15 protein-coding genes are annotated in these 19,194 nt (G+C 71.1%); 11 read left to right on the top strand and 4 right to left on the bottom strand.

Annotation, left to right across the window (positions count from 1 at the left end; translation table 11 throughout):
• Positions 1-11 precede the first annotated feature (11 nt).
• From I3V78_RS10900 to I3V78_RS10890, 3 genes are all read left to right on the top strand, one after another.
• Positions 12-1,583: a sodium:solute symporter family transporter gene (locus tag I3V78_RS10900; protein WP_204486847.1), complete on the top strand. Its 1,572-nt coding sequence runs from the start codon at positions 12-14 to the stop codon at positions 1,581-1,583.
• A 19-nt stretch (positions 1,584-1,602) separates the two neighbouring features.
• On the top strand, positions 1,603-3,084 hold the full coding sequence (locus tag I3V78_RS10895; protein WP_204486845.1) for an MDR family MFS transporter: 1,482 nt from the start codon (positions 1,603-1,605) through the stop codon (positions 3,082-3,084).
• A gap of 124 nt (positions 3,085-3,208) precedes the next feature.
• Positions 3,209-3,811, top strand: coding sequence for an RNA methyltransferase (locus tag I3V78_RS10890; protein WP_204486843.1), 603 nt, complete (start codon positions 3,209-3,211; stop codon positions 3,809-3,811).
• A 9-nt stretch (positions 3,812-3,820) separates the two neighbouring features.
• On the opposite strand, the gene I3V78_RS10885 is transcribed toward I3V78_RS10890, so the two are convergent.
• Entirely contained in the window at positions 3,821-5,002 is a 1,182-nt protein-coding gene (locus I3V78_RS10885; RefSeq protein ID WP_204486841.1) for a GNAT family N-acetyltransferase, read from the bottom strand.
• Positions 5,003-5,065: 63 nt separating this feature from the next.
• Here I3V78_RS10885 and htpG point away from each other — a divergent pair, with 63 nt between their 5' ends.
• The 4 genes from htpG (at position 5,066) to I3V78_RS10865 (ending at position 11,843) form a co-directional block, all read left to right on the top strand.
• Entirely contained in the window at positions 5,066-7,003 is a 1,938-nt protein-coding gene (gene htpG, locus I3V78_RS10880) for a molecular chaperone HtpG (protein WP_204486839.1), read from the top strand.
• A gap of 33 nt (positions 7,004-7,036) precedes the next feature.
• Positions 7,037-8,623, top strand: a complete 1,587-nt coding sequence (locus I3V78_RS10875) for an N-6 DNA methylase (RefSeq protein ID WP_204486837.1) — start codon at positions 7,037-7,039, stop codon at positions 8,621-8,623.
• 90 nt (positions 8,624-8,713) lie between these two features.
• Positions 8,714-9,157 carry a DMT family transporter gene (locus tag I3V78_RS10870; RefSeq protein WP_204486835.1) on the top strand — a complete coding sequence of 148 codons (444 nt, stop codon included), beginning with the start codon at positions 8,714-8,716 and terminating at the stop codon, positions 9,155-9,157.
• Between the two features lie 154 nt (positions 9,158-9,311).
• The gene (locus tag I3V78_RS10865; protein WP_204486832.1) at positions 9,312-11,843 is read left to right on the top strand and encodes a putative metal-binding motif-containing protein; all 2,532 of its coding nucleotides are present in this window, start codon (positions 9,312-9,314) and stop codon (positions 11,841-11,843) included.
• 10 nt (positions 11,844-11,853) lie between these two features.
• On the opposite strand, the gene I3V78_RS10860 is transcribed toward I3V78_RS10865, so the two are convergent.
• Genes I3V78_RS10860 through I3V78_RS10850 form a run of 3 tightly spaced genes read right to left on the bottom strand, consistent with a single transcriptional unit; the run spans position 11,854 to position 15,602 of the window.
• Complete coding sequence (locus I3V78_RS10860; RefSeq protein ID WP_204486830.1) at positions 11,854-12,531, bottom strand: phospholipase D-like domain-containing protein; 678 nt, start codon at positions 12,529-12,531, stop codon at positions 11,854-11,856.
• 22 nt (positions 12,532-12,553) lie between these two features.
• The gene (locus I3V78_RS10855; protein WP_204486828.1) at positions 12,554-14,839 is read right to left on the bottom strand and encodes a glutamine amidotransferase; all 2,286 of its coding nucleotides are present in this window, start codon (positions 14,837-14,839) and stop codon (positions 12,554-12,556) included.
• A gap of 4 nt (positions 14,840-14,843) precedes the next feature.
• A complete protein-coding gene (locus I3V78_RS10850) occupies positions 14,844-15,602 on the bottom strand; it encodes a DUF4159 domain-containing protein (protein WP_204486826.1) in 759 nt (252 codons plus the stop codon).
• A 55-nt stretch (positions 15,603-15,657) separates the two neighbouring features.
• Here I3V78_RS10850 and I3V78_RS10845 point away from each other — a divergent pair, with 55 nt between their 5' ends.
• From I3V78_RS10845 to I3V78_RS10830, 4 genes are all read left to right on the top strand, one after another.
• Complete coding sequence (locus I3V78_RS10845; protein ID WP_204486824.1) at positions 15,658-15,918, top strand: molecular chaperone DnaJ; 261 nt, start codon at positions 15,658-15,660, stop codon at positions 15,916-15,918.
• 9 nt (positions 15,919-15,927) lie between these two features.
• The gene (locus tag I3V78_RS10840) at positions 15,928-16,641 is read left to right on the top strand and encodes a hypothetical protein (protein WP_204486822.1); all 714 of its coding nucleotides are present in this window, start codon (positions 15,928-15,930) and stop codon (positions 16,639-16,641) included.
• A gap of 84 nt (positions 16,642-16,725) precedes the next feature.
• On the top strand, positions 16,726-17,583 hold the full coding sequence (locus I3V78_RS10835) for a hypothetical protein (RefSeq protein ID WP_204486819.1): 858 nt from the start codon (positions 16,726-16,728) through the stop codon (positions 17,581-17,583).
• A gap of 24 nt (positions 17,584-17,607) precedes the next feature.
• Positions 17,608-19,173 carry a beta-ketoacyl synthase N-terminal-like domain-containing protein gene (locus tag I3V78_RS10830; protein ID WP_204486817.1) on the top strand — a complete coding sequence of 522 codons (1,566 nt, stop codon included), beginning with the start codon at positions 17,608-17,610 and terminating at the stop codon, positions 19,171-19,173.
• Positions 19,174-19,194: the final 21 nt, after the last annotated feature.

The raw sequence follows: 19,194 nt of genomic DNA, 5'->3' as shown, positions 1-19,194 counted from the left end.
GAGCTTCCGACATGAATCCCCAAAACGTAGAGACGTCGATCGGCCAGCCGAACACGACGGCCATCGTCTTCTTCCTGGCCTTCGTGGGCCTCACCCTGGGCATCACCTACTGGGCGGCGCGCCGCACCAAGACGACCTCCGAGTTCTTCACCGCGGGCGGCGGCGTGAGCGCCGTGCAGAACGGCTTCGCGCTCGCGGGCGACTTCATGAGCGCCGCGAGCTTCCTGGGCATCGCGGGGCTCGTGGCCCTGTCCGGCTTCGATGGCCTCATCTACTCGGTGGGCTGGCTGGTGGGCTGGCCGGTGGTGACGTTCCTCATCGCCGAGCCCCTGCGCAACCTGGGCAAGTACACCTTCGCGGACGTGGTGGCCTACCGGCTCAAGCAGACGCCGGTGCGGCTGGCGGCGGCCGTGGGCACGCTCACGGTGGTGAGCTTCTATCTCATCGCGCAGATGGTGGGCGCGGGCAACCTCATCCGGATGATGTTCGGCCTGAGCTACGAGGCCGCGGTGCTCATCGTGGGCGGGGTGATGATCCTCTACGTGCTGTTTGGCGGGATGATCGCCACCACGTGGGTGCAGATCGTCAAGGCGGTGCTGCTGCTGGCCGGAGCGAGCGCGCTGGCGCTCATGGTGCTCGCGCGCTTCTCCTACAACCCGCTGGCGCTCTTTCGCGAGGCGGTGGCGCAGTACGGCCCGGAGGTGCTCGCGCCGGGCAAGCTCGTGTCCAGTCCGCTGGAGGCGGTGTCGCTGGGGCTCGCGCTGATGTTCGGCACGGCGGGCCTGCCACACATCCTCATGCGCTTCTACACGGTGCCCAACGCCAAGGCGGCGCGCGGCTCGGTGTTCTACGCCACGGGGCTCATCGGCTACTTCTACCTGGTGACGTTCATCCTCGGCTTCGGCGCGTCGGTGGTGCTGGGGCGCGCGAGCATCACGGGCGTGGACAAGGGCGGCAACATGGCGGCGCCGCTCCTGGCCGAGGCCGTGGGCGGCACGCCGTTTTTGGGCTTCATCTCCGCGGTGGCCTTCGCCACCATCCTCGCCGTGGTGGCGGGGCTCACGCTGTCGGGCGCGGCGGCCCTGTCGCACGACCTGTGGACGCACGTGGTGCGCCGGGGCCAGGCGCCCGAGCACGAGCAGCTGCGCGTGGCGCGGCTGGCGAGCTTCGGCCTGGGCGTGCTCGCCATCATCCTGGGCATCGTCTTCAAGGGGCAGAACGTGGCCTTCATGGTGGGCCTGGCGTTCGCCATCGCCGCGAGCGGCAACTTCCCGGCGCTGCTCTTGTCCATGGCGTGGCGGGGCTTCACCACGCGGGGCGCGGTGGCCAGCATGCTCACCGGCTCGGTGAGCGCGGTGCTGCTCATCTTCCTGTCACCCACGGTGCAGGTGGAGATGCTCGGCCGGGCGGCCCTCTTCCCGCTGAAGAATCCGGCGCTGGTCACCATGCCGCTGGCCTTCTTCGTGGGCTGGGTGGTATCGCTGCTCAAGCCCGAGCCCGAGGCCTCCGACCGCTTCCCCGAGGTGCGCCACCGCATGCACGTGGGCGCGGAGCCCGGCGAGAACGTGATCGCGCCGCACTGAGAAGGAGCAGCACCGCACCATGAGCCGAGAAGCCCTCGCGAACGTCCGTTTCTGGCCGTTCATGTTCGCCACCTTCCTCGGCTCGTTCATCTGCGTGATGAGCTCCAGCACCATCACCATCGCGCTGCCGGAGCTGCAGCGCTTCTTCGGGGTGGAGCTGTCGCTCATCCAGTGGACGCTCACCGGCTTCATGCTCGCCATGGGCACGGTGGCGCCCCTGACCGGCTACCTGGGGGACCGCTTCAGCGCGAAGCGGCTCTACCTGGGCGCGCTGCTCGGCTTCGCGGTGGCGTCGCTCCTGTGTGGCGCGGCGTGGGACGCGACCTCGCTCGTCGCCTTTCGCATCCTCCAGGGCGCGTTCAGCGGGGCCATCCTGCCGGTCACCATGACGCTCATCTACCAGGTGCTGCCGCGCGAGAAGCAGCCCATGGCGGTGAGCCTCTGGAGCCTGTCGGCCATGCTCGCGCCCGCCTTCGGCCCCACGCTCGCCGGCTGGCTCATCACCGTGGGCAACTGGCGCTGGCTGTTCTTCGTCAACGTGCCGGTGGGGCTGCTCGCGCTGGGGATGGCGGCGCGCCACGTGCCCCAGTACCGGCTGCGCCAGGCCGGCGCGTTCGACCTGACGGGCCTCGTCACCGTCATCACGAGCAGCCTCCTCCTGCTCATCGCCTTCAGCAAGAGCGCCACCTGGGGCTGGCACAGCCCGTGGACGATCAGCCTGTTCGTCGTGGGCACGATCGCGCTCGCGGTCTTCATCCGCCGGGAGCTCACCACGCCCGCCCCGCTGCTCGACCTGCGGGTGCTGGCCAACGCGCGCTACCTGATGACGCTCATCATCTCCATCATCATCACCACCAGCCTGTACGCCGGCACCTTCCTCATGCCGGTGTTCCTCCAGCGCATCCAGGGGCGCACCGCGCTGGACACCGGGCTCATCCTCCTGCCCGCCTCGCTCACCATGGCCCTGCTCATGCCCGTGGTGGGGCGGCTCTACCCGTGGATCGGGCCGCGCGTGCTGCTCACCCTGGGCGTCTCGCTCATCGGCGGAGGCACCTACGCCCTGGCCCACCTCACGCCGGACACCTCGCGCACCTACGTGCTCGTGTGGATGCTGGTGCGCAACGCCGGCATCTCCCTGTCCACCATGCCGGCGAGCAACGCGGGCATGGAGCAGATTCCCCCCGCGCTCAGCGGCCACGCCTCGTCCATCAACAACTGGCTGCGCAACGTCTTCGGCTCGTTCTCCATCGCCATCTTCACCTCGCTGCTGGCCTCCTTCGGCGCGCGCGAGGCCACGCTCTTGCGCGCCCGGGGGCTGGGGGCCGCCGAGCTCGAGCGCTGGTCCTTCGTGGAGAGCATCAACGACGTCTACCTGGTGGCCACCGCCATCGTCCTCGTGGCCCTGCCCCTCTGCCTGCTCATTTCCAAGAATCCAGGCCTCCCACCTCCCGCCCCGCTTGCCGGGAAGGACGCGGGCAGCCCGAGCGGCGCGGCGTCCTGAAGCGGGCGACGACACCGCGCTACAGGGACGTGGCAGCGGGTGGGAGGGGTGCCTACGTCTCAGGAGCAGTTCCGGGTTCGCGCTCGGCTGACTACCCTGAACTCCAGACACGGGAGGCACAGCCATGGCGGTCCGCACCGAGCATGATGCGCTGGAGCTCGTCCACCAGCGGGGGGTCATCACGGAGGTGCCCGCGCGGGGCACCACCTCACTGGTGGAGGCCGTGGCGGGCGGGCCGGTCAGCGGCAGCTGGCGCGCCCACGCCAAGGGTCGGTTGATGTACCGGCTCGGGCGCATCCTCCGGGCGTCGGCGGACGTGCTCGCGGTGCGGCTCGTGGAGGGCAAGGTGGCGTTCGTGGACGCGCGGCTGTGGCCGGCGGTGTACCGCATGGTCATGGAGCCCACCCGGCGCCGCCGCTCGCTGGAGGGCCTGTCGCCCCAGGCCCGCGCGCTGCTGTCCGCGGTGGAGCGGGACCGGCGGGTGCTCCTGGACAAGGAGGGCGCGTGGACCAAGGCCCGCGAGACCCTGGAGGAGCGGCTGCTCGTGCACGTGTCCGAGGCGGAGAACGAGGAGGGGCGCTTCGGCGTTGTCCTGCGCTCGTGGCGCGACTGGGTGTCGCCCACGGTGGAGCACGCCGCCCGCACCCTCACCTATGACGAGGCCATCGCCCGGCTGCGCGACCCCTGTGGGGGCGCCCCGGCGGGCCTCGGCGCCTGGGTGTTCTAGGGCGGCGCGCTAGAAGATGTCGGGCATGGCGGGGAACGGCCCGGAGAACAGGGTCGTGGCCGCGCGCAGGGTGTCGTCGCTGGCCGACAGCGCCCCCGCGAGCCGGAGCGCGTCCGGCGTGAGGTAGCCCGTGTAGAGCGGGGCGAGCGCGCGCACGTCCAGCTTCAAGTCCCCCTCCCCGCCCTCGCGCACCTGGGCCCGGCCCTGGGTGACCTCGAGCACGAACCGGCCCCCGTTCTCCGGGAACAGCGCGTCCTCCACGTCCAGGTGCAGCGCCGCCGAGACGCCCTCCGCGTAGCCCCGCGTCTGGAGCGCGGCGCGCGCATCCAGCACCCGCACCATCCACCGGTCCAGGATCTTGGAGTCGTAGGCCTGCTCGTCCAGCAGCAAGAGCAGGGGCTCGGCGGGGCCACCGCGCCACACCACCTCGGTGGCCAGGGCCCGGTGCTCGCCGAGGAACGCCAGCAGCCGCCGCCCCGCCCCGGGCGTGAGCGCCACCAGGTCCGTGAGCACCAGCTCCTGCCGGTAGGAGCCGGGCAGCGCGCGGCGCGCCAGGTAGACATAGCCCTCCACCCCGCCCGCCCCTTCCACGAGGTAGCCATAGACGAGGTCCGTGCGCGGGTGCGTCACGCGCGTCCAGACATACGGGCCCCGGTCGAGCCACCCCTGCTGCCGCCGCGCGTGCAGGGCGTACACCTCCCGCAGCCGGGGTCCGTCCTCGGGCTGCACGGCGCGCAGGGACAGGCCGCGCTCGCGCACCTCGATGCCGGCCATGCGCACCCGGTGCTCCAGGCGCGCCCCGGCCTGCTCGAAGCCCACGCGCCGGTAGAAGCCCTGCGAGGAGGGGTAGAGCGTGGCGAGCGCGAAGCCCTGGGCGCGCGCCTGCCCGAGCACCGCCTGCATCAGCCGGCCGCCGCTGCCCTGGCCCCGGTGGGGAGGCGCCACCCCCACGGCGGAGATGCCCGCGCAGCGCACCCGCCGGCCGCCGAACCACTGGCCCATGGGAATGAGGGCCGCGGTGGCGCACACCTCGCCGCCCGCGCGCAGCACCCAGGTGTCCGCGCCGGGCAGCAGGATGCGCTGGCGGATCTCCTCGGGCGGCGTCGCGAAGGCCTGGGCGAGGATGTCCACCATCTGGGCGAGCTCCCGCTCTCCCTGCGGGGGACCGAACGGAGGCGGGGTCGGGCTCATGCGGGCACTCTACTGGACAAGCGGGCCCCAATGGTTAGAGGGAGGGGAAATCGGAGACCATCCATGACCGTCGAATCCTCCTCCCCCCGGGAAACCCATCAGTTCCAGGCGGAGATCAAGCAGCTGCTCAACCTGGTCATCAACTCGCTCTACAGCCACAAGGAGATCTTCCTGCGGGAATTGGTCTCCAACGCCTCGGACGCGCTCGACAAGCTGCGCTTCCGCTCCGTCACCGAGCCCGAGCTGCTCGAGGGCGGCGCGGAGCTGGCCATCCGCATCGTCCCCGACGCGGCCGCGGGCACGCTGACCATCGAGGACACCGGCATCGGCATGACGCATGACGAGCTGGTGAAGAACCTGGGCACCATCGCCCACTCCGGCTCGCGCGAGTTCCTCGACCTCTTGGCCCAGCGCGGGCAGAAGGACGCCAACCTCATCGGCCAGTTCGGCGTGGGCTTCTACAGCGCCTACCTGGTGGCCGACCAGGTGTCCGTGGTCAGCCGCGCCGCGGGCAAGGACGGCCAGGCGTGGCGCTGGGTGTCCGAGGCCAAGGGCTCGTTCACCGTGGAGCCCGCCGAGCGCGCCACCCGGGGCACCTCCATCACCCTGCACCTCAAGGAGGACCAGAAGGACTTCCTGAGCGAGTGGCGCCTGCGCGAGCTCGTCACCCAGTACTCGGACTACGTGAGCCACCCCATCCAGCTCCAGGTCCAGAAGACCACGGGCGAGGGCGCGGAGGCCACGACCGAGACCCAGCTGGAGACGGTGAACAAGGCGAGCGCCCTGTGGCAGCGCGCCAAGAGCGAGATCACCGACGAGCAGTACCAGGAGTTCTACAAGCACCTGTCCCACGACTGGGAGCCGGCGCTCACCTGGACGCACTTCCGCACCGAGGGCAACCAGGTCTTCACCAGCCTGCTCTTCGTGCCCAAGCACCCGCCGTTCGACCTGGACAGCCAGAAGCCGCGCGGCGTGCGGCTGTTCGTCAAGCGCGTGCTCATCATGGACAACTGCGAGGAGATGCTGCCGCAGTGGCTGCGCTTCGTGCGCGGCGTGGTGGACTCGGATGACCTGCCGCTCAACGTGTCGCGCGAGCTGCTCCAGGACTCCGCCGTGGTCTCCGGCATCCGCAAGCACGTGACCAAGAAGACCCTGGACATGCTGGAGAAGCTGGCCAAGGACAAGCCGGAGGACTACCGGACGTTCTGGCAGGCCTTCGGTCCCGTGCTCAAGGAAGGCCTGGCCATGGACGTGGAGTACCGCGAGAAGATCGGCGCGCTCCTGCGCTACGAGAGCTCGCGCGAGGAGGGCCTCACCTCGCTGGCCGACTACGTGTCGCGCATGAAGGAGGGCCAGGAGGCCGTCTATTACGTCTTCGGCGAGACGCGCAAGGCCGTGGTGGACTCGCCGCACCTCGAGGCGCTCAAGAAGCGCGGCTACGAGGTGCTGTACATGACGGACCCCGTGGACGAGTGGGCCATCCAGGGCCTCAAGGACTTCCAGGGCAAGCCCATCGTGTCGGCGATGCACGCGGACCTGAAGCTCAAGGAGACGGACGAGGAGAAGCGCGAGAAGGAAGAGCGCGCCAAGGGCCTGGGTCCGCTCGCGGAGAAGATGAAGGAGGTGCTCAAGGAGCAGGTGCGCGAGGTGCGCGCGTCCGACCGCCTCACCGACTCGCCCTGCTGCCTGGTGGTGCCCGAGGGCGGCTCGCACGCCTTCGTGGAGCGCCTGCTGCGCGAGCGCGGCCGGAGCGTGCCGCGCGCCAAGCGGATCCTGGAGGTCAACCCCCAGCACCCCATCATCCAGCACCTGCGCGCGCTCCAGGAGAAGGACCCGGGCTCCGCGCAGATGCAGGAGTGGGTGGAGATGCTCTACGACCAGGCCCTGCTCACCGAGGGCAGCAGCGTGGAGGATCCCAACCGCTTCGCCCGTCGGATGACGGCGCTGATGACGCAGGTGGCCGCGGGGACGCCGCCCGCGACCGTGCCCGCCGGCACCTGAGCGCGCATCCGTAGTAAAAGGAGGGACACTCCGATGCCGCGTGTCCCTCCCGTGCCACCCGTCCTCGACGAGGAGGCACTCGTCCACCAGTTCCCCGGACTCGACCGGCGCGCGCTGGGCGCCTTCTACACCCCGGCGCCGCTCGTCGAGCGCACCCTGGCGCTCGCCCTGGCGCATGCCGGGCCGGGGCCCCTGGCGGTGGTGGACCCGGCGTGTGGCGCGGGCGCCTTCCTCGCCGCCGCGGCGCGGGCCCGGCCCGACGCGCACCTGGCGGGCCTGGAGCTGTCCCCGGACGTGGCGCGGGCCTGTCAGGCGCGCGTGCCCCAGGCGGACATCCACGTGGGGGATGCCCTGCGCGAGGGCCTGGGTCCACTGCTCGCGCGCCTGCCCGCCGTGGCCCAGGAAGTCTGGGTGGGCAACCCGCCCTACAACGGCACCTCGCCCGTGCTCAAGGACCGGGACGCCTACGCACGCCTGCGCTCGCTCCTGCCGCTCACGCTGCTGCCGGGCACGAGCCTGCGCGACGACTTCGCCTTCTTCCTGCTGCTCGCGGCCCACCGGCTCGCGCACCGCCCCGGGGTGCTCACCTTCATCACCCCCACGAGCCTCTTGGAAGCATTCCTCTACGCGCCCCTGCGCGCCACGCTCCTGCGCACGCTCACCCTGCGCGAGGTGGTGGACCTGGGCCCGGGCGTCTTCGCGGGCACGCAGGTGCGCACCTGCATCACCGTGTGGACCTCGCCGCCCGAGCCCGACGGGGTCCCCCTCTACACCCCGTACGTGCACAAGCGGGCCGCGCCCGTCCCCCGGGAAACCTTCCGCCCCTGCGCGCCCGAGTGGCGCCTGTCCCCCACGCCCACCGACGCCGCCAGCCTGGACGCCGACTGGAGCGACGCGGGCGAGCCCCTCACCACGCTCGTGCCGGTGAGCCTGCCCGGGGTGAAGACCCGCTTCGACGAGCTGCTGGTGGACGCGGATGCCCAGCGGCTGACGGAGCGGGTGGAGCACTTCGCGCGCACGCCCCCGGAGGCGCTGGCCACCTTCGCCCAGACGTGGGGCATCCCCGAGCCGCTGGTGCCCAAGCTGCGCGCGCTCAAGGACGGCCCGCCCTTCCAGGTGGAGCCCGCCTTCATCCGGCCCTTCTTCCGCTACGCCGGAGCGAGGCACCGGGGACAGCTGCCCGCGGAGGCCCGCGCCTTCTGCTACCTGGACCGTCGGCTCATTCCCCGGGGGGACCACCGGCTGCGCGGCCCGTGGGATCCACACCGCTGCGCGGTGAAGCTCCTGTTCAACGTGCGCGAGCTGCCCCTGTCCGCCGCGCTGTTGGAGGAGGAGGGCTGCGTGCATGACCATCGCCATGCCCGCTTCGCGCCGCTGTGGGTGCCCCGGCGTCTGCGCGACGAGGGCCTGGGTGTCACCCGCATGGCCCGGGGCGAGGAGGAACTGGGGCCGCTCGTGCCCAACCTCTCCCCGCGCGGCCTCGCGTGGGCCGAGACGCTGGGCGGCCCGCTCGCCGCCTTCCGCTGGCTCGTGGGCTTCCTCAACGGCCCCGAGGTGCAGCGCCGCTGGGCGCCCGTCTACGGCGCCACGCGCGTGGTGCCCGTGCCCGTGGGCCTGTAGGAAAACAAACCTCTCGGTGAATCCGCGCGTCCGCCCCCACGCGTCCTCCCGTACATCGAGGCCTCGCGCTCGATGGAAAGGATTGTCTCCATGCAGTGGCTCCTCATCCCCTTCGTCATCCTCTCGGGAGTGCTCAACTCCCTGCAGACGGGCAACAACACCCAGTTGGGCAAGAGCCTGGAGCAGCCCATCGCGGCGGCCTTCATCGTCTACACCGTGGGCATCCTCACGCTCGCCGTGAGCGCGCCCTTCCTGGGCTTCTCCTTCTCCGCGTACAGCCGCGTGGGACAGGCCCCGTGGTGGGCCTGGCTCGGGGGCATCTTCGGCGCCATCTACATCATCGCCATGCAGTACACGACGGACCGGGTGGGCGCGGGCACCTTCACCGGCCTCACCGTCACCGCGGCCCTCGTCACCACGGTGGCGCTGGACCACTTCGGCTGGCTGGGGCTCAAGGAGCACCCCGCCACGCTCTGGCGCCTCGTCGGCTGCGCGTTGATGATCGGCGGCGTCACGCTGGTGGCCCGGCACTGAAGCGCCCGGCCCCCGGCTCGCGCGCGGGGATGGGGGCCCTGAGACGTTGGGTCATGCGTTCTCCTCACGGCGGGTGATGACGCTGGGAGTGGAACGTCTCGGCAACCGTGGTTGGTCCAACAATCCGGTCCCCGGGGAGAATACACTGCGGCCCATGCACCGAGCCGGCTTGCTCCTCCTCCTCGTCCTCGCCGGGTGCGGCAAGGACCCCGGGGCCGTCCACGCCCTCATCCGTGTCGACGCCGATGTGCGCGCGAGCTGCATCGCGTTGGATCTGCTCCACCCGGATGGGACGCGCATCAAGACCCAAGAGGTGGCGCGCCCCTCCGGCCGCGACGAAGTGCGCGTCGGCGTCTTCCGGGGACAGTTGCCCGAGCAGCTCCAATTCCAGGCCCGGGCCTTGTGGGGCGGCGAGTGCGGCCAGGCCTCGCTGCGCTTCAACGGCCAGAGCCTGGCCGAGACCGCCCGCTTCGAGTCCGGGAAGATCCAGCAGGTGGTGCTCTCGCTGCAGCGGCCCGGCGCGGCCCTGGACCGGGACCGGGACGGCTTCGTGTCCGCGGAAGCGGGCGGCCCGGACTGTGACGACGACCGCGCCGAGCGCAAGCCGGAGGTGCAGGAACTCTGTGACGGCTCGGATGACCTGAACTGTGACGGCAAGCGCGGCTGTGACGACGCCACGTGCTCGGCCCAGGCCTGTGAGCGGATGCCCACCGCGCTGGCGTTCGTCGACGCGGCGCACGAGCGGGAAGCCGGCGCGTGCTCGCGGCCCCTCACGATCGAGCGGGTGGGAAGTGATGGCCTGGCGACCCGACCCAACCTCCCCACGCCCCTGACGTTGGAGAACACGCTGCCCTCGGGCGCCACGCTGCACGCGGACCCGAACTGCTCCTCCTCCCTGTCGACGCCGAGCATTCCCCCGGGCCAGTCCCGCTTCACCTTCTATGTGCGCGGCACCACCGCCGGAAACGGCCAGCTGCTCGCGTCGTCCACGGGGCTGGCGACCACCCAGGTGTCCCACGCCATCGTCCCGGGACCCGGCGTCCCCGTGCTCAAGCCCAGCCAGGACACCGCGCTGGCCGGCGTCTGCAACGCCGTCGAGATCGAATGGCGCGACGCGTTCGGCAACCTCTCCAGGGGCACGCCCAGAACGGTGAAGCTCGAGCCCGGCGCGGGAGTCTCGCTCCACCGGGACCGGGATTGCACGCAGCCGCTCGCGGCGCTGCCCGAGGGCAGCACCCACACCGTCTACGTGCGAGGCACCACGCCCACCCGCTTCGACCTCGTCGTCGCCAGCGGCAACATGGAGGCCCGACAGGCCCTGAACGTGATCGCCGGTCCTCCCAAGCGCCTGGAGTTCCCCTCGGGACCGCAGACCCTGCTGGCCGGCGAGTGCGCGAGCCCCGTGGGCGTGCGGATCCAGGACGAGTTCGGCAATCCCACGTCCTTCCCCACGGCCACCACCCTGACCCTCTCCTCCGACGCGACGGGGGACTTCGGCTTCCATGCCGAGAGTGGTTGCACGGGCTCCGCCCTGTCCTCCCTGCCCGTCCCCGCCGGGGCACAGCAGGTCAACTTCCGCTTCAAGGGCAAGACGGGGGGCAAGGTCACCCTCACCGCGTCCCAGCACTCGCTCACCGGGGTGAACCAGCAGCACGACATCATCCCGCTGGTGCGCCGAGGCCTGTGCACCCTCGCCAACAACCAGACGGGTACGAACTGCGCGTTCAGCCCCGCGCTGCGCGACCTGTCCAAGAGCTTCCTCGTCTTCCAGGCCACCACCACCACCGACAATCCCGAGGACTCCTTCGTCCGTTGCCTGCTGGAAGCCGGGCGCGTCGTGTGCAATCGCCGGGGCAACAAGGGCGAGGCCGTCATCCAATGGCAGGTGGTGGAGAAGGCCAACGGCCTGCGGGTCCAGCACCTCACCAAGGGTTGCACCGGGCAGACCACTTCCGTGACCTTCAACCCCGTCGACCTCGCCAAGTCCTTCGTCCTCTTCAGCGCCGCCCAGGACGGAGCGCAGACCGGCAACAACGACATCGCGGGCGTGCAACTCACCCAGAACAACCAGGTGGACGTCGTCCTGATGGCCAACTGCTTCAACAACACCTACAACGTGCAGGTCGTGGAGATGGACGGCGCGCTCGTGTCTCGCGGGAAGACGGGCAAGATGACGGGCAGTGCCTTGTCCGCAACGGGCCTGGACCCAGAGCAGGCCAAGGACCGGACCGCGCTGCTGACCACGCTGACGACCAAGGTCGAGTCCGACGCCAACATCTGCAACCGCATGGTCCGCGCGGAGCTCTCCACCGTCAATTCGATCGCCTTCAGCCGCTACGCGGAGGGCACGTGCGACAATGCCGACGTGGAGGCCGTCTACTGGGAGCGCATCTCCTTCCCCACGGGCTCGGTCGTGCAGGACAGCACCCTGGCCGTGGGCAACAACCAGGGAAAGGCCACCGCGACCCTCGCCTCGCCCGTGGACCCCACCCGCACCCTGCTCATGGCCAGCAGTCAGATCCACGGCGGCCAGGGCAACGGCGAGACGGGATACAAGACCCGGGACATTCCGGGCGCGGGCACGGGGCGGCTCACCCTGATCTCCCCCACCACGCTCCAGGTCGAGCGCGACGCCCTGTTCGACCTCGCGAAGTGGACCACCTACGCCATCCAGCTCGAGCCCTGAGCCCAAGCGGCTACTCCAGGGACTCCCACAACGCGTCGAAGGCCCGGCAGAAGGGCTGCACGAGCCGGGCATCCTCCGACACGAGCACGTTCTCGTGGTTCTCGGTCGCGGCCGAGCGCGTCCAGTTGTAGCTGCCGGTGAGCAGGCGCAGTCGGTCGAACACGGCGAACTTGTGGTGCATGTGCGCCGGGGTCCGGTCCAGGCGCACGGGAATGCCCGCCGCGCGCAGCCGCTCGACGTCCGAGCCCGGGTCCAACGCCTTGCCATCGTCGGACACCACGCGCAGCCGCAGGCCCCGCGCGTGCGCCTCCAGGAGCGCGCGGGTGATGCGGTCATCCGTGAGCGTGAAGACGCACACGTCCGCGCTCCCCCGCGCCTCGCCGATGAGCCGGAGGATGGTGCGCAGGGGACCCTCGCCCGGGCTGAACTGCACGTCCACCTGACCCGACTCGCGCGCGGGCAGGAGCGTCTTCACCATGTCCTCCAGCCAGGTGATGACCTCGCGGGCCCGGAAGTCGGTGACGGAGTCGCGCGCCAGCTCGAACGCCCGCGAGCGGAAGAGCGCCAGGAGCGCCTCGCTCGCCTTGCGCTCCTCCAGCACCGCCTGGAGCGCCTGCCGCTCGCTCCGGGTGAGCGTGCGGTCCTCCAGGGTGCTGCGGAGGATGGCGTCGATGTCCGCGGCGTTCATGAAGTCCCCCGGGCCCGGCGGCTCACACGTAGCCGAAGCGGCGGCGCAGGAACCACTCCCCGCCGAGCAGCGCCACGAGCGCCACCAGGTAGTACCACCGGTCCCACAGGGGCTTGTCCTTGGCCCGGCCCACCTCCACCACGGGCGGGTCGAGCAGCGGCACGTCCCCGGGCAGTCCGTCCTGGGGCAGGCGGTAGGCCTTGCCGCCGGTGTACTTGGCGATCTGCTCCATCAGCTCGGGCCGCACCGAGGCGTCCGACAGCTCGGGCCCGACGGCGCGCACCGCCACGGCGTCCTCGCCCTGGCCCAGGTCCGTCTCGCCCTTCTTCGCGGTGGCCACGAGCTTGTAGGGGCCGGGCGCGGGCGGGGGGAACTCCAGGCGCACCACGCCGTCCGGCCCCGTCTGGCCCGTCTGCACCGCCACGGGGCGCTGCGTGTCCACGGACACCAGCTCCACGCGCACCTGGGCGTCCTGGGCGGGCTGATAGTCGGACGTGCGCGACGCCACCACCACGCCCACGGGCCGGCCCGGCTCCACGGAGGGCGGATCCGCCGTCACGTTGAGCGTGGTCAGGTCCGGGTCGCGCACGAGCCAGCGCAGCGCGTTGCCCCAGAAGCGGTCGTAGGTGCGGTTGGGCGAGCCCTCCTTGTGGGCGTTGAAGGCCCAGTACCAGCTCGCGTCCGTGGCGATCACCAGGGTGCGGCCCCGGCCGTAGTCCCACACCGCCACGAGCGGCGCGTTCTTGCCGTCCGCGGTGAGGAAGGGGTGGTCCATGAGCACGGTGGCGCCCTGCTTGGCGCGCGTGAGGTTGGCGCCCGGAATGGGCGGCAGCTCGCCCCACGCCGCCTCCGTGCTCACGCCGCCCGAGGCCATGGCCGTCACCGGGTGGCGCAGGCCCTCGGGGGTCAGCCGCGCCTTGAAGGGCTCGGGGCTGGCGGGGCCCGCGCCCTCCAGCGGCAGGGCCTCGTAGAGGGTGGGCATGTTCGCCCGGCCCTCGCCGAGCACGCTGTCGCCGCCGATCATCACCAGCGCGCCGCCGTTGTGCACGTAGCGCTCGAGGTTGCGCTCGTACTGGGCGATGGACAGCGACGAGTCCGTGTAGCCGAAGTTCTGGAAGATGACGACGTCGAAGGTGTCCAGCTTCGTGTCGAAGATCTCCTCCATGGGGAAGGGGATGAGCGACAGCTCGCGCTCCTGGCTCACCACGCCGGGGTCATCGGACATGGTGCGCAGGATGTAGAAGGACACCATGTCCACGTTGGCGTCCTGGCGCAGCAGCCCGCGCAGGAAGCGCTCGTCCCACGAGGGCTTGCCCACCACGAGCAGCACGCGCACCCGGTCGCGGATGACCTTGAGCACGAAGGAGCGGCTGTTGTTCTCGCCCACAGCCTCGTCCGGGTAGACGGGCATGCTCACCGTGTAGACGAAGCGGCCCGTCTGATCCGGGGTGAAGGTGAAGCCCAGGGGCTTGACGTCGTCGGAGGAGTCGAAGCGCACGGACTTGCTCGCCACCACCTTGCCCTCCTGCTTGAGCACCACCGGCACCTCCTGGCCGGAGAAGCCCCGGGCGTGCAGCTCCACCTCCACGGTGAGCGAGTTGCGCACGAAGGCGAAGTCGTCCACCTTCACGCGCTCGACGGCCAGGTCCTTGAGGGCCTCCTGTCCCACGAGGAAGGTGGACACCGGCACGTCCAGGTCCGCCAGCGCCGCGCGCGCCCGACCCACCGCGCCCTGGGCCAGGTCCACGTTGTCCGCCCCGTCGCTCACCAGCAGCACGCCGCCCAGCTTCTTGCCGCCCTGGGCGCCCGCGCCCGCCGCGCGCAGGGCCGAGAGCAGGTCCGACGTGCCCGCGCGCGCGGGCTCGCTCGCGAGCGCCTCGGCGGTGGTGGGCGACAATTCGGGATCGAAGCCGTACACCTCCACGGTGTAGCGGTCGGCGAGCGAGGCGAGCCCCGCGGTGGCGCGGGTGACGAAGTCCGCGGCCTGGGCCGAGCGCGTGACGCCGCCGGGCTCCACGGGGAAGTTCATGGAGGCCGAGCGGTCCACGAGCACCGCCAGCCGGTTCTTCATCCGCGCCACCTGGAGGTTGCGGATGCCGGGCTCGAGCAGGAAGAAGAGCGCGGCGAGCCCCGCGCCCGCGCGCAGCAGCCACAGCACCCAGCGCCGCGCGCGCGAGGACTCCCGGCGCACGCCCCAGGCGGCCAGGACGACACCCAGCGCCAGGCCCACCGCCAGAAGCCCCAGCACCCACACGGGCAGGGGCGAGAGGCTGACGAGCTTCCAGGCATTGAAGGCAGTGGTGTCCATGAAGTCAGCGGCGCTTGTTGAGGATGAGCGGCAGGTGGACGGCGTCGTCCTTGTAGTCCAGGCAGAGGGCGTACATGCAGAGATTCACCCCCAGGCGCACGGCGAGCTCGCGCTGGGGCTCTCCGCCGGGGGACACGTCGAACTCGTAGTCGCCCGCCTCGCTGCGGCTCCACGCCCCGGCCAGGTCGTTCTGCGAGTACATCACCGCGGCGCGCTTGCCGATGCTCGCCGCCTGCAACTGGGGCTTGTTGAGCAGTCGCCCCGGGGCGGACTCCAGGAGGAAGAAGCTCTTGAAGACGACGTGCGTGGAGGGCACGTCGCGCAGGGGGCTCTGCGGCAGCACCCGGGCGAGCTCGCGGCGGAAGCTCGCGTCGAAGCCCTGGCCGTCACTGCCGTCGTTGGCGTCGGCGAGCAGGAAGCCGCCGAAGGTGAGGTAGCGCCGCAGGTTCTCCACCTCGGCGGTGCTGAAGGGCGGAAAGGCCCCGTCCCCGCCCAGGTAGAGGAAGGGGAACTCGAAGATGTCCGGGCTGGACAGGGCGAAGGGCCGGGCGTCGGGGAGCACCTCCACCGAGGTGCGCCGCTGCAGCTCCCAGGCGATTCGTCGGAGCCCCGACAACCGCCCGTCCCAGCGGCCCCCGTGACGCGCCACGGCGGGGATGAAGCGGCTCTTCTCGCCAAAGGCCGAGGCACGACCGGAGAGCAACGGGACGAGCGCCGCGCTCCCGAACAGGAGGTGGCGACGGCTGAGGGGGCGCACGGACATGGGGGACCTATATACCGTCGACTCGCCCTTGCATTCCCCGCTATACACGGGGGGCATGGCGAAAGGCGGACAGACGCCCACAGACCCCGCGTCTCCCTGGATGCGCGAGGCGTGGCAGCTCAAGGACGCGGGCGACGTGGTGGCCGCGCGCCGTCTCGCCACGCGGGTGCTCGCGCGGGAGCCGGGCCCCGAGGACGCGGCCCAGGCGCGCGACCTGTTGCGCCGGGCCACGCCGCCCCCCGCCCTCTTTGGTTTCGCGGCGCTCGCCGCGCTTCTCCTCGTGCTGCTCGTGGGGCTCGCCGCCGCGCGCTACTAGGACACCGCATTGGACGCGTACATCGAGGCCCTCAAGGCCTATCAGACCTTCAATCCCGCGGGCTGGGTGGCGCTCTACCGGGTGCTGCCCATGTGGGCCGGCATCGTGTGTGGCGCGCTCGGGCTCGTGCTGCTGCTCATGGGCGGCGGTCGGCTCTTCCGCCTCGTCGCCGGCCCGCTGGGCGCGCTCATCGGCCTGGCGTGGACGGGGGTGCTGCTCGCGCGCTTCTCCCTCACCGGCATGGACCCGCGCCTGCCCACGCTCGCGGCGGCCGTGCTCGCCGCCGTGGGCTTCATCTTCCCCCCCGCCATCATCTACCTGGCCGTGGGCATTCCCCTGGGCCTGCTCGGCGGGGAGATCGCCGGGCCCAACGACTTCATCCTCGGCTTCGCGCCGGGCCTCATCCTCGGGGGCCTGGTGGCGGTGGTGCTCTCGCGTCCCATGTCCGCCATCATCAGCTCGTGCCTGGGCGCCTGGCTGCTCGTCATCGGCGGCATGGCGGCCCTGCACCACTTCAGCGGCCTGGTGGGCGCGCTCGCCCGGCAGCCCTGGGGCATCGTGCTCGCCGCGGCGCTGTTCGCGGTGGCCGGCAGCATCTATCAAATCCTCGTGCGCCCCTCGCCCGAGGAGGTGGAGAAGCAGCAGGCCGAGCGCCAGCGCCTCAAGAAGCGCAAGGAAGAACAACGGGCCATGGAGAAGCGTTGGGATGTGACCCGGAAGTAGGCCCGGGCGTCGGGCTTTACCTGTAACAGGGCCGCGCGTAGAGTCCGCGCCCCTTCACCCTCCCCCGGGGACGAGCGACACCGAATGGGCCAGGCCAGACGCAAGGAGAAGCAACCCGAGGCCCCGGGGCCCCAGGCCCCCGCCACCCAGGACACGTCCCCCGGCGAGCCCGCGGGCCACGTCGCCTGGAAGAAGCCCGAGGGCCTGTCGGGCCGGGGCTGGGCGGTGTTGCTCGGGGTGCTGGTGCTCCTGCAGTTCCCCCTCCTCCATTACGCGCTGCTGCGGGGCGAGGCGCCCACCACCGCGAGCCTGCCCTACACCCAGGACTTCGGGGACCCGGGCGTGGTCCCGCGCGACTTCTTCTCCACGGGCGGCCTGTGGCGCGTGGTGAAGGGGCAACTCCTGTCACCCGGCGTGAAGAACAACCCGCTGTGGCTCCAGGCCGCGCTGCCGCCGAACGTGGCGGTGGAGTTCGACGTGCGCTCCGAGTCGCCCGAGGGCGACATCAAGGTGGAGCTGTTCGGGGACGGCACGGACCACGCCTCGGGCTACGTCTTCATCCACGGCGGGTGGAACAACACGCTGTCCATCATCGCGCGGCTGGACGAGCACGGCGCGTCCCTGGGCACGCTCCAGGCGCAGGCCCAGCGGGCGGCCGAGAAGCGGGGCGGGGGCGCGAGCGCGGGCCTGGTGGAGACGGGCGTGTTCAAGAAGGACACGCACATGCGCGTGGAAGCCCGTCCCTACCCGGTGAAGATCGGGCAGACGTATCATTGGCGCATCGAGCGCCGGGGCTCGCTCCTGCGCTGGAGCATCGACGGGCGGCCCTTCATGGAGTTCGACGATCCCCTTCCCCTCGTGGGAAAAGGCCATGACCGGTTCGGGTTCTCCTCCTGGGAGGCCCAGCTCTACTTCGACAACCTGAGGATCGAGCCGCTCTAGCGCTCGCCTTCGAGGACAATCACCGTGCGCAGAGTCGGAATCTTTGGCTGGGGAGTGGTCGCGCCCCGGTCGCGGAACATCGAGTCCTTCGAGAAGAACCTGGCCTCCTCGGACAGCTGGCTGTCCGCGTTCACCACGGGGTTTGGTCCCAACAACTTCCTGGTGGGCCAGCCGGACTTCGATTTCTCCGAGTACAAGCCGTGGGTGGACGCGCGCTTTCCCGCCACGCGCTTCGCCCAGCTCGACAAGAAGATGGGCCAGCCCACGAAGATGGCCATCGGCTCCTTCATCCAGGCGCTCGGCCAGAACCCGGGCCTGGAGAAGGAGCTGCAGGCGCTCGGGCCGCGCACGCACGTCTACGTGGGCACGGGCCTGGGCGACCTGCCGACCATCCACGACATCACGCTCGGCCTGCACCGCGCCCAGCGCAAGTGGGACCGGTTCTGGGCGGCGCCCGAGCGCAACAGCGTGCTGCGCCGCTGGCTGGAGACGCGCGAGCCCTTGCCGGGCCTGCCGGCGGACCCCGCGAGCGTGGAGGAGAATGACCGGGACGAGGCCGAGGAGGCCTGGTGGCACTTCTGGGCCGCCCAGTCCCCGGAGCTCGGCGAGTACCTGGCCGAGCAGAAGCAGATCGAGGGCCTGGGCGTGGAGAGCGGCAACGTGGAGGCCGCCAAGCTCGCCGTCATCAAGGAGAAGCGCACGCGCAACCAGCGCCTGCAGAAGAAGTGGGGCGCGCCCGAGCCGCCGTGGAACGCGGTGCCGGCGGAGATCCTCTGGAACATCCACAACATGCCCGCCTCGCAGATCTCCATCCTGGGCAAGCTCACCGGCATGAGCTTCGCGCCCGTGGCGGCGTGCTCCTCGTTCGGCTACGGGCTCAAGCTGGCGCTGGACGCCATCCGCTCCGGGGACGCCCAGGCGGTGGTGCTGGGCATGACGGACCCGCCGCCGCACCCGCTCGTGGTGGGCGGCTTCTACAACGCGCGCGTGGTGAGCGCGGACGGCGCCGTGTCCAAGCCCCTCACCCAGCTGCGCGGCACGCACGTGGCGGGCGGCTCGGTGGTGTGGATCCTCGGGGACCTGGAGCACTTCACCGCCAAGGGGCTCAAGCCCCTGGGCATGGAGCCCGTCACCGTGGGCGTCACCTCGGACGCCGACCACATCATCACCCCCTCCAAGGAAGGCCCCACCCTGGCCATCCACGAGGCCCTGGGCAAGGCGGGCCTGACGCCCGCGGACATGGGCAGCTGGGACTTGCACGCCACGGCCACCCCGGGTGACTTCCTGGAGATGGAGACCCTGCGCGCGGTGATGCCCGAGTCGGTGCTCGTCACGGCGCGCAAGGGCACCTTCGGCCACGGCATGAGCGCGGGCGGAGGCTGGGAGCTGACGGCCCAGTACCTCGGCTACGCGGCGGGCCAGGTGTTCCCCACGCCCCTGGGCGAGGGCGAGCTCAACAAGGAGATTGGCCGGGTGCACGGCCGCTACGTCTTCGACGCGGCGGTGGCCTCGCCCCAGGGCTGCGCCGGCAAGCTGTCCATGGGCGTGGGCGGCATCAACGCCTGCGTCATCTCCCGCCCCTGGCCGTAGCGACCCGGACCGAGGCGCCCC

It is taken from the genome of Archangium primigenium (genome assembly GCF_016904885.1).
GTDB lineage: Bacteria > Myxococcota > Myxococcia > Myxococcales > Myxococcaceae > Cystobacter > Cystobacter primigenius.
The sequence above is the reverse complement of the archived record's forward strand: the minus strand, read 5'-3'. Positions and strand labels throughout refer to the sequence as shown.

What these genes read in the sequence shown, in the direction of transcription:
- I3V78_RS10890 (WP_204486843.1), top strand. Translation starts at nt 3,209, where the DNA reads ATGGCGGTCCGCACCGAGCATGATGCGCTGGAGCTCGTCCACCAGCGG.
- I3V78_RS10850 (WP_204486826.1), bottom strand. Translation starts at nt 15,602, where the DNA reads ATGTCCGTGCGCCCCCTCAGCCGTCGCCACCTCCTGTTCGGGAGCGCG.
- htpG (WP_204486839.1), top strand. Translation starts at nt 5,066, where the DNA reads ATGACCGTCGAATCCTCCTCCCCCCGGGAAACCCATCAGTTCCAGGCG.
- I3V78_RS10860 (WP_204486830.1), bottom strand. Translation starts at nt 12,531, where the DNA reads ATGAACGCCGCGGACATCGACGCCATCCTCCGCAGCACCCTGGAGGAC.
- I3V78_RS10875 (WP_204486837.1), top strand. Translation starts at nt 7,037, where the DNA reads ATGCCGCGTGTCCCTCCCGTGCCACCCGTCCTCGACGAGGAGGCACTC.
- I3V78_RS10865 (WP_204486832.1), top strand. Translation starts at nt 9,312, where the DNA reads ATGCACCGAGCCGGCTTGCTCCTCCTCCTCGTCCTCGCCGGGTGCGGC.
- I3V78_RS10870 (WP_204486835.1), top strand. Translation starts at nt 8,714, where the DNA reads ATGCAGTGGCTCCTCATCCCCTTCGTCATCCTCTCGGGAGTGCTCAAC.
- I3V78_RS10845 (WP_204486824.1), top strand. Translation starts at nt 15,658, where the DNA reads ATGGCGAAAGGCGGACAGACGCCCACAGACCCCGCGTCTCCCTGGATG.
- I3V78_RS10900 (WP_204486847.1), top strand. Translation starts at nt 12, where the DNA reads ATGAATCCCCAAAACGTAGAGACGTCGATCGGCCAGCCGAACACGACG.
- I3V78_RS10835 (WP_204486819.1), top strand. Translation starts at nt 16,726, where the DNA reads ATGGGCCAGGCCAGACGCAAGGAGAAGCAACCCGAGGCCCCGGGGCCC.
- I3V78_RS10885 (WP_204486841.1), bottom strand. Translation starts at nt 5,002, where the DNA reads ATGAGCCCGACCCCGCCTCCGTTCGGTCCCCCGCAGGGAGAGCGGGAG.
- I3V78_RS10855 (WP_204486828.1), bottom strand. Translation starts at nt 14,839, where the DNA reads ATGGACACCACTGCCTTCAATGCCTGGAAGCTCGTCAGCCTCTCGCCC.
- I3V78_RS10895 (WP_204486845.1), top strand. Translation starts at nt 1,603, where the DNA reads ATGAGCCGAGAAGCCCTCGCGAACGTCCGTTTCTGGCCGTTCATGTTC.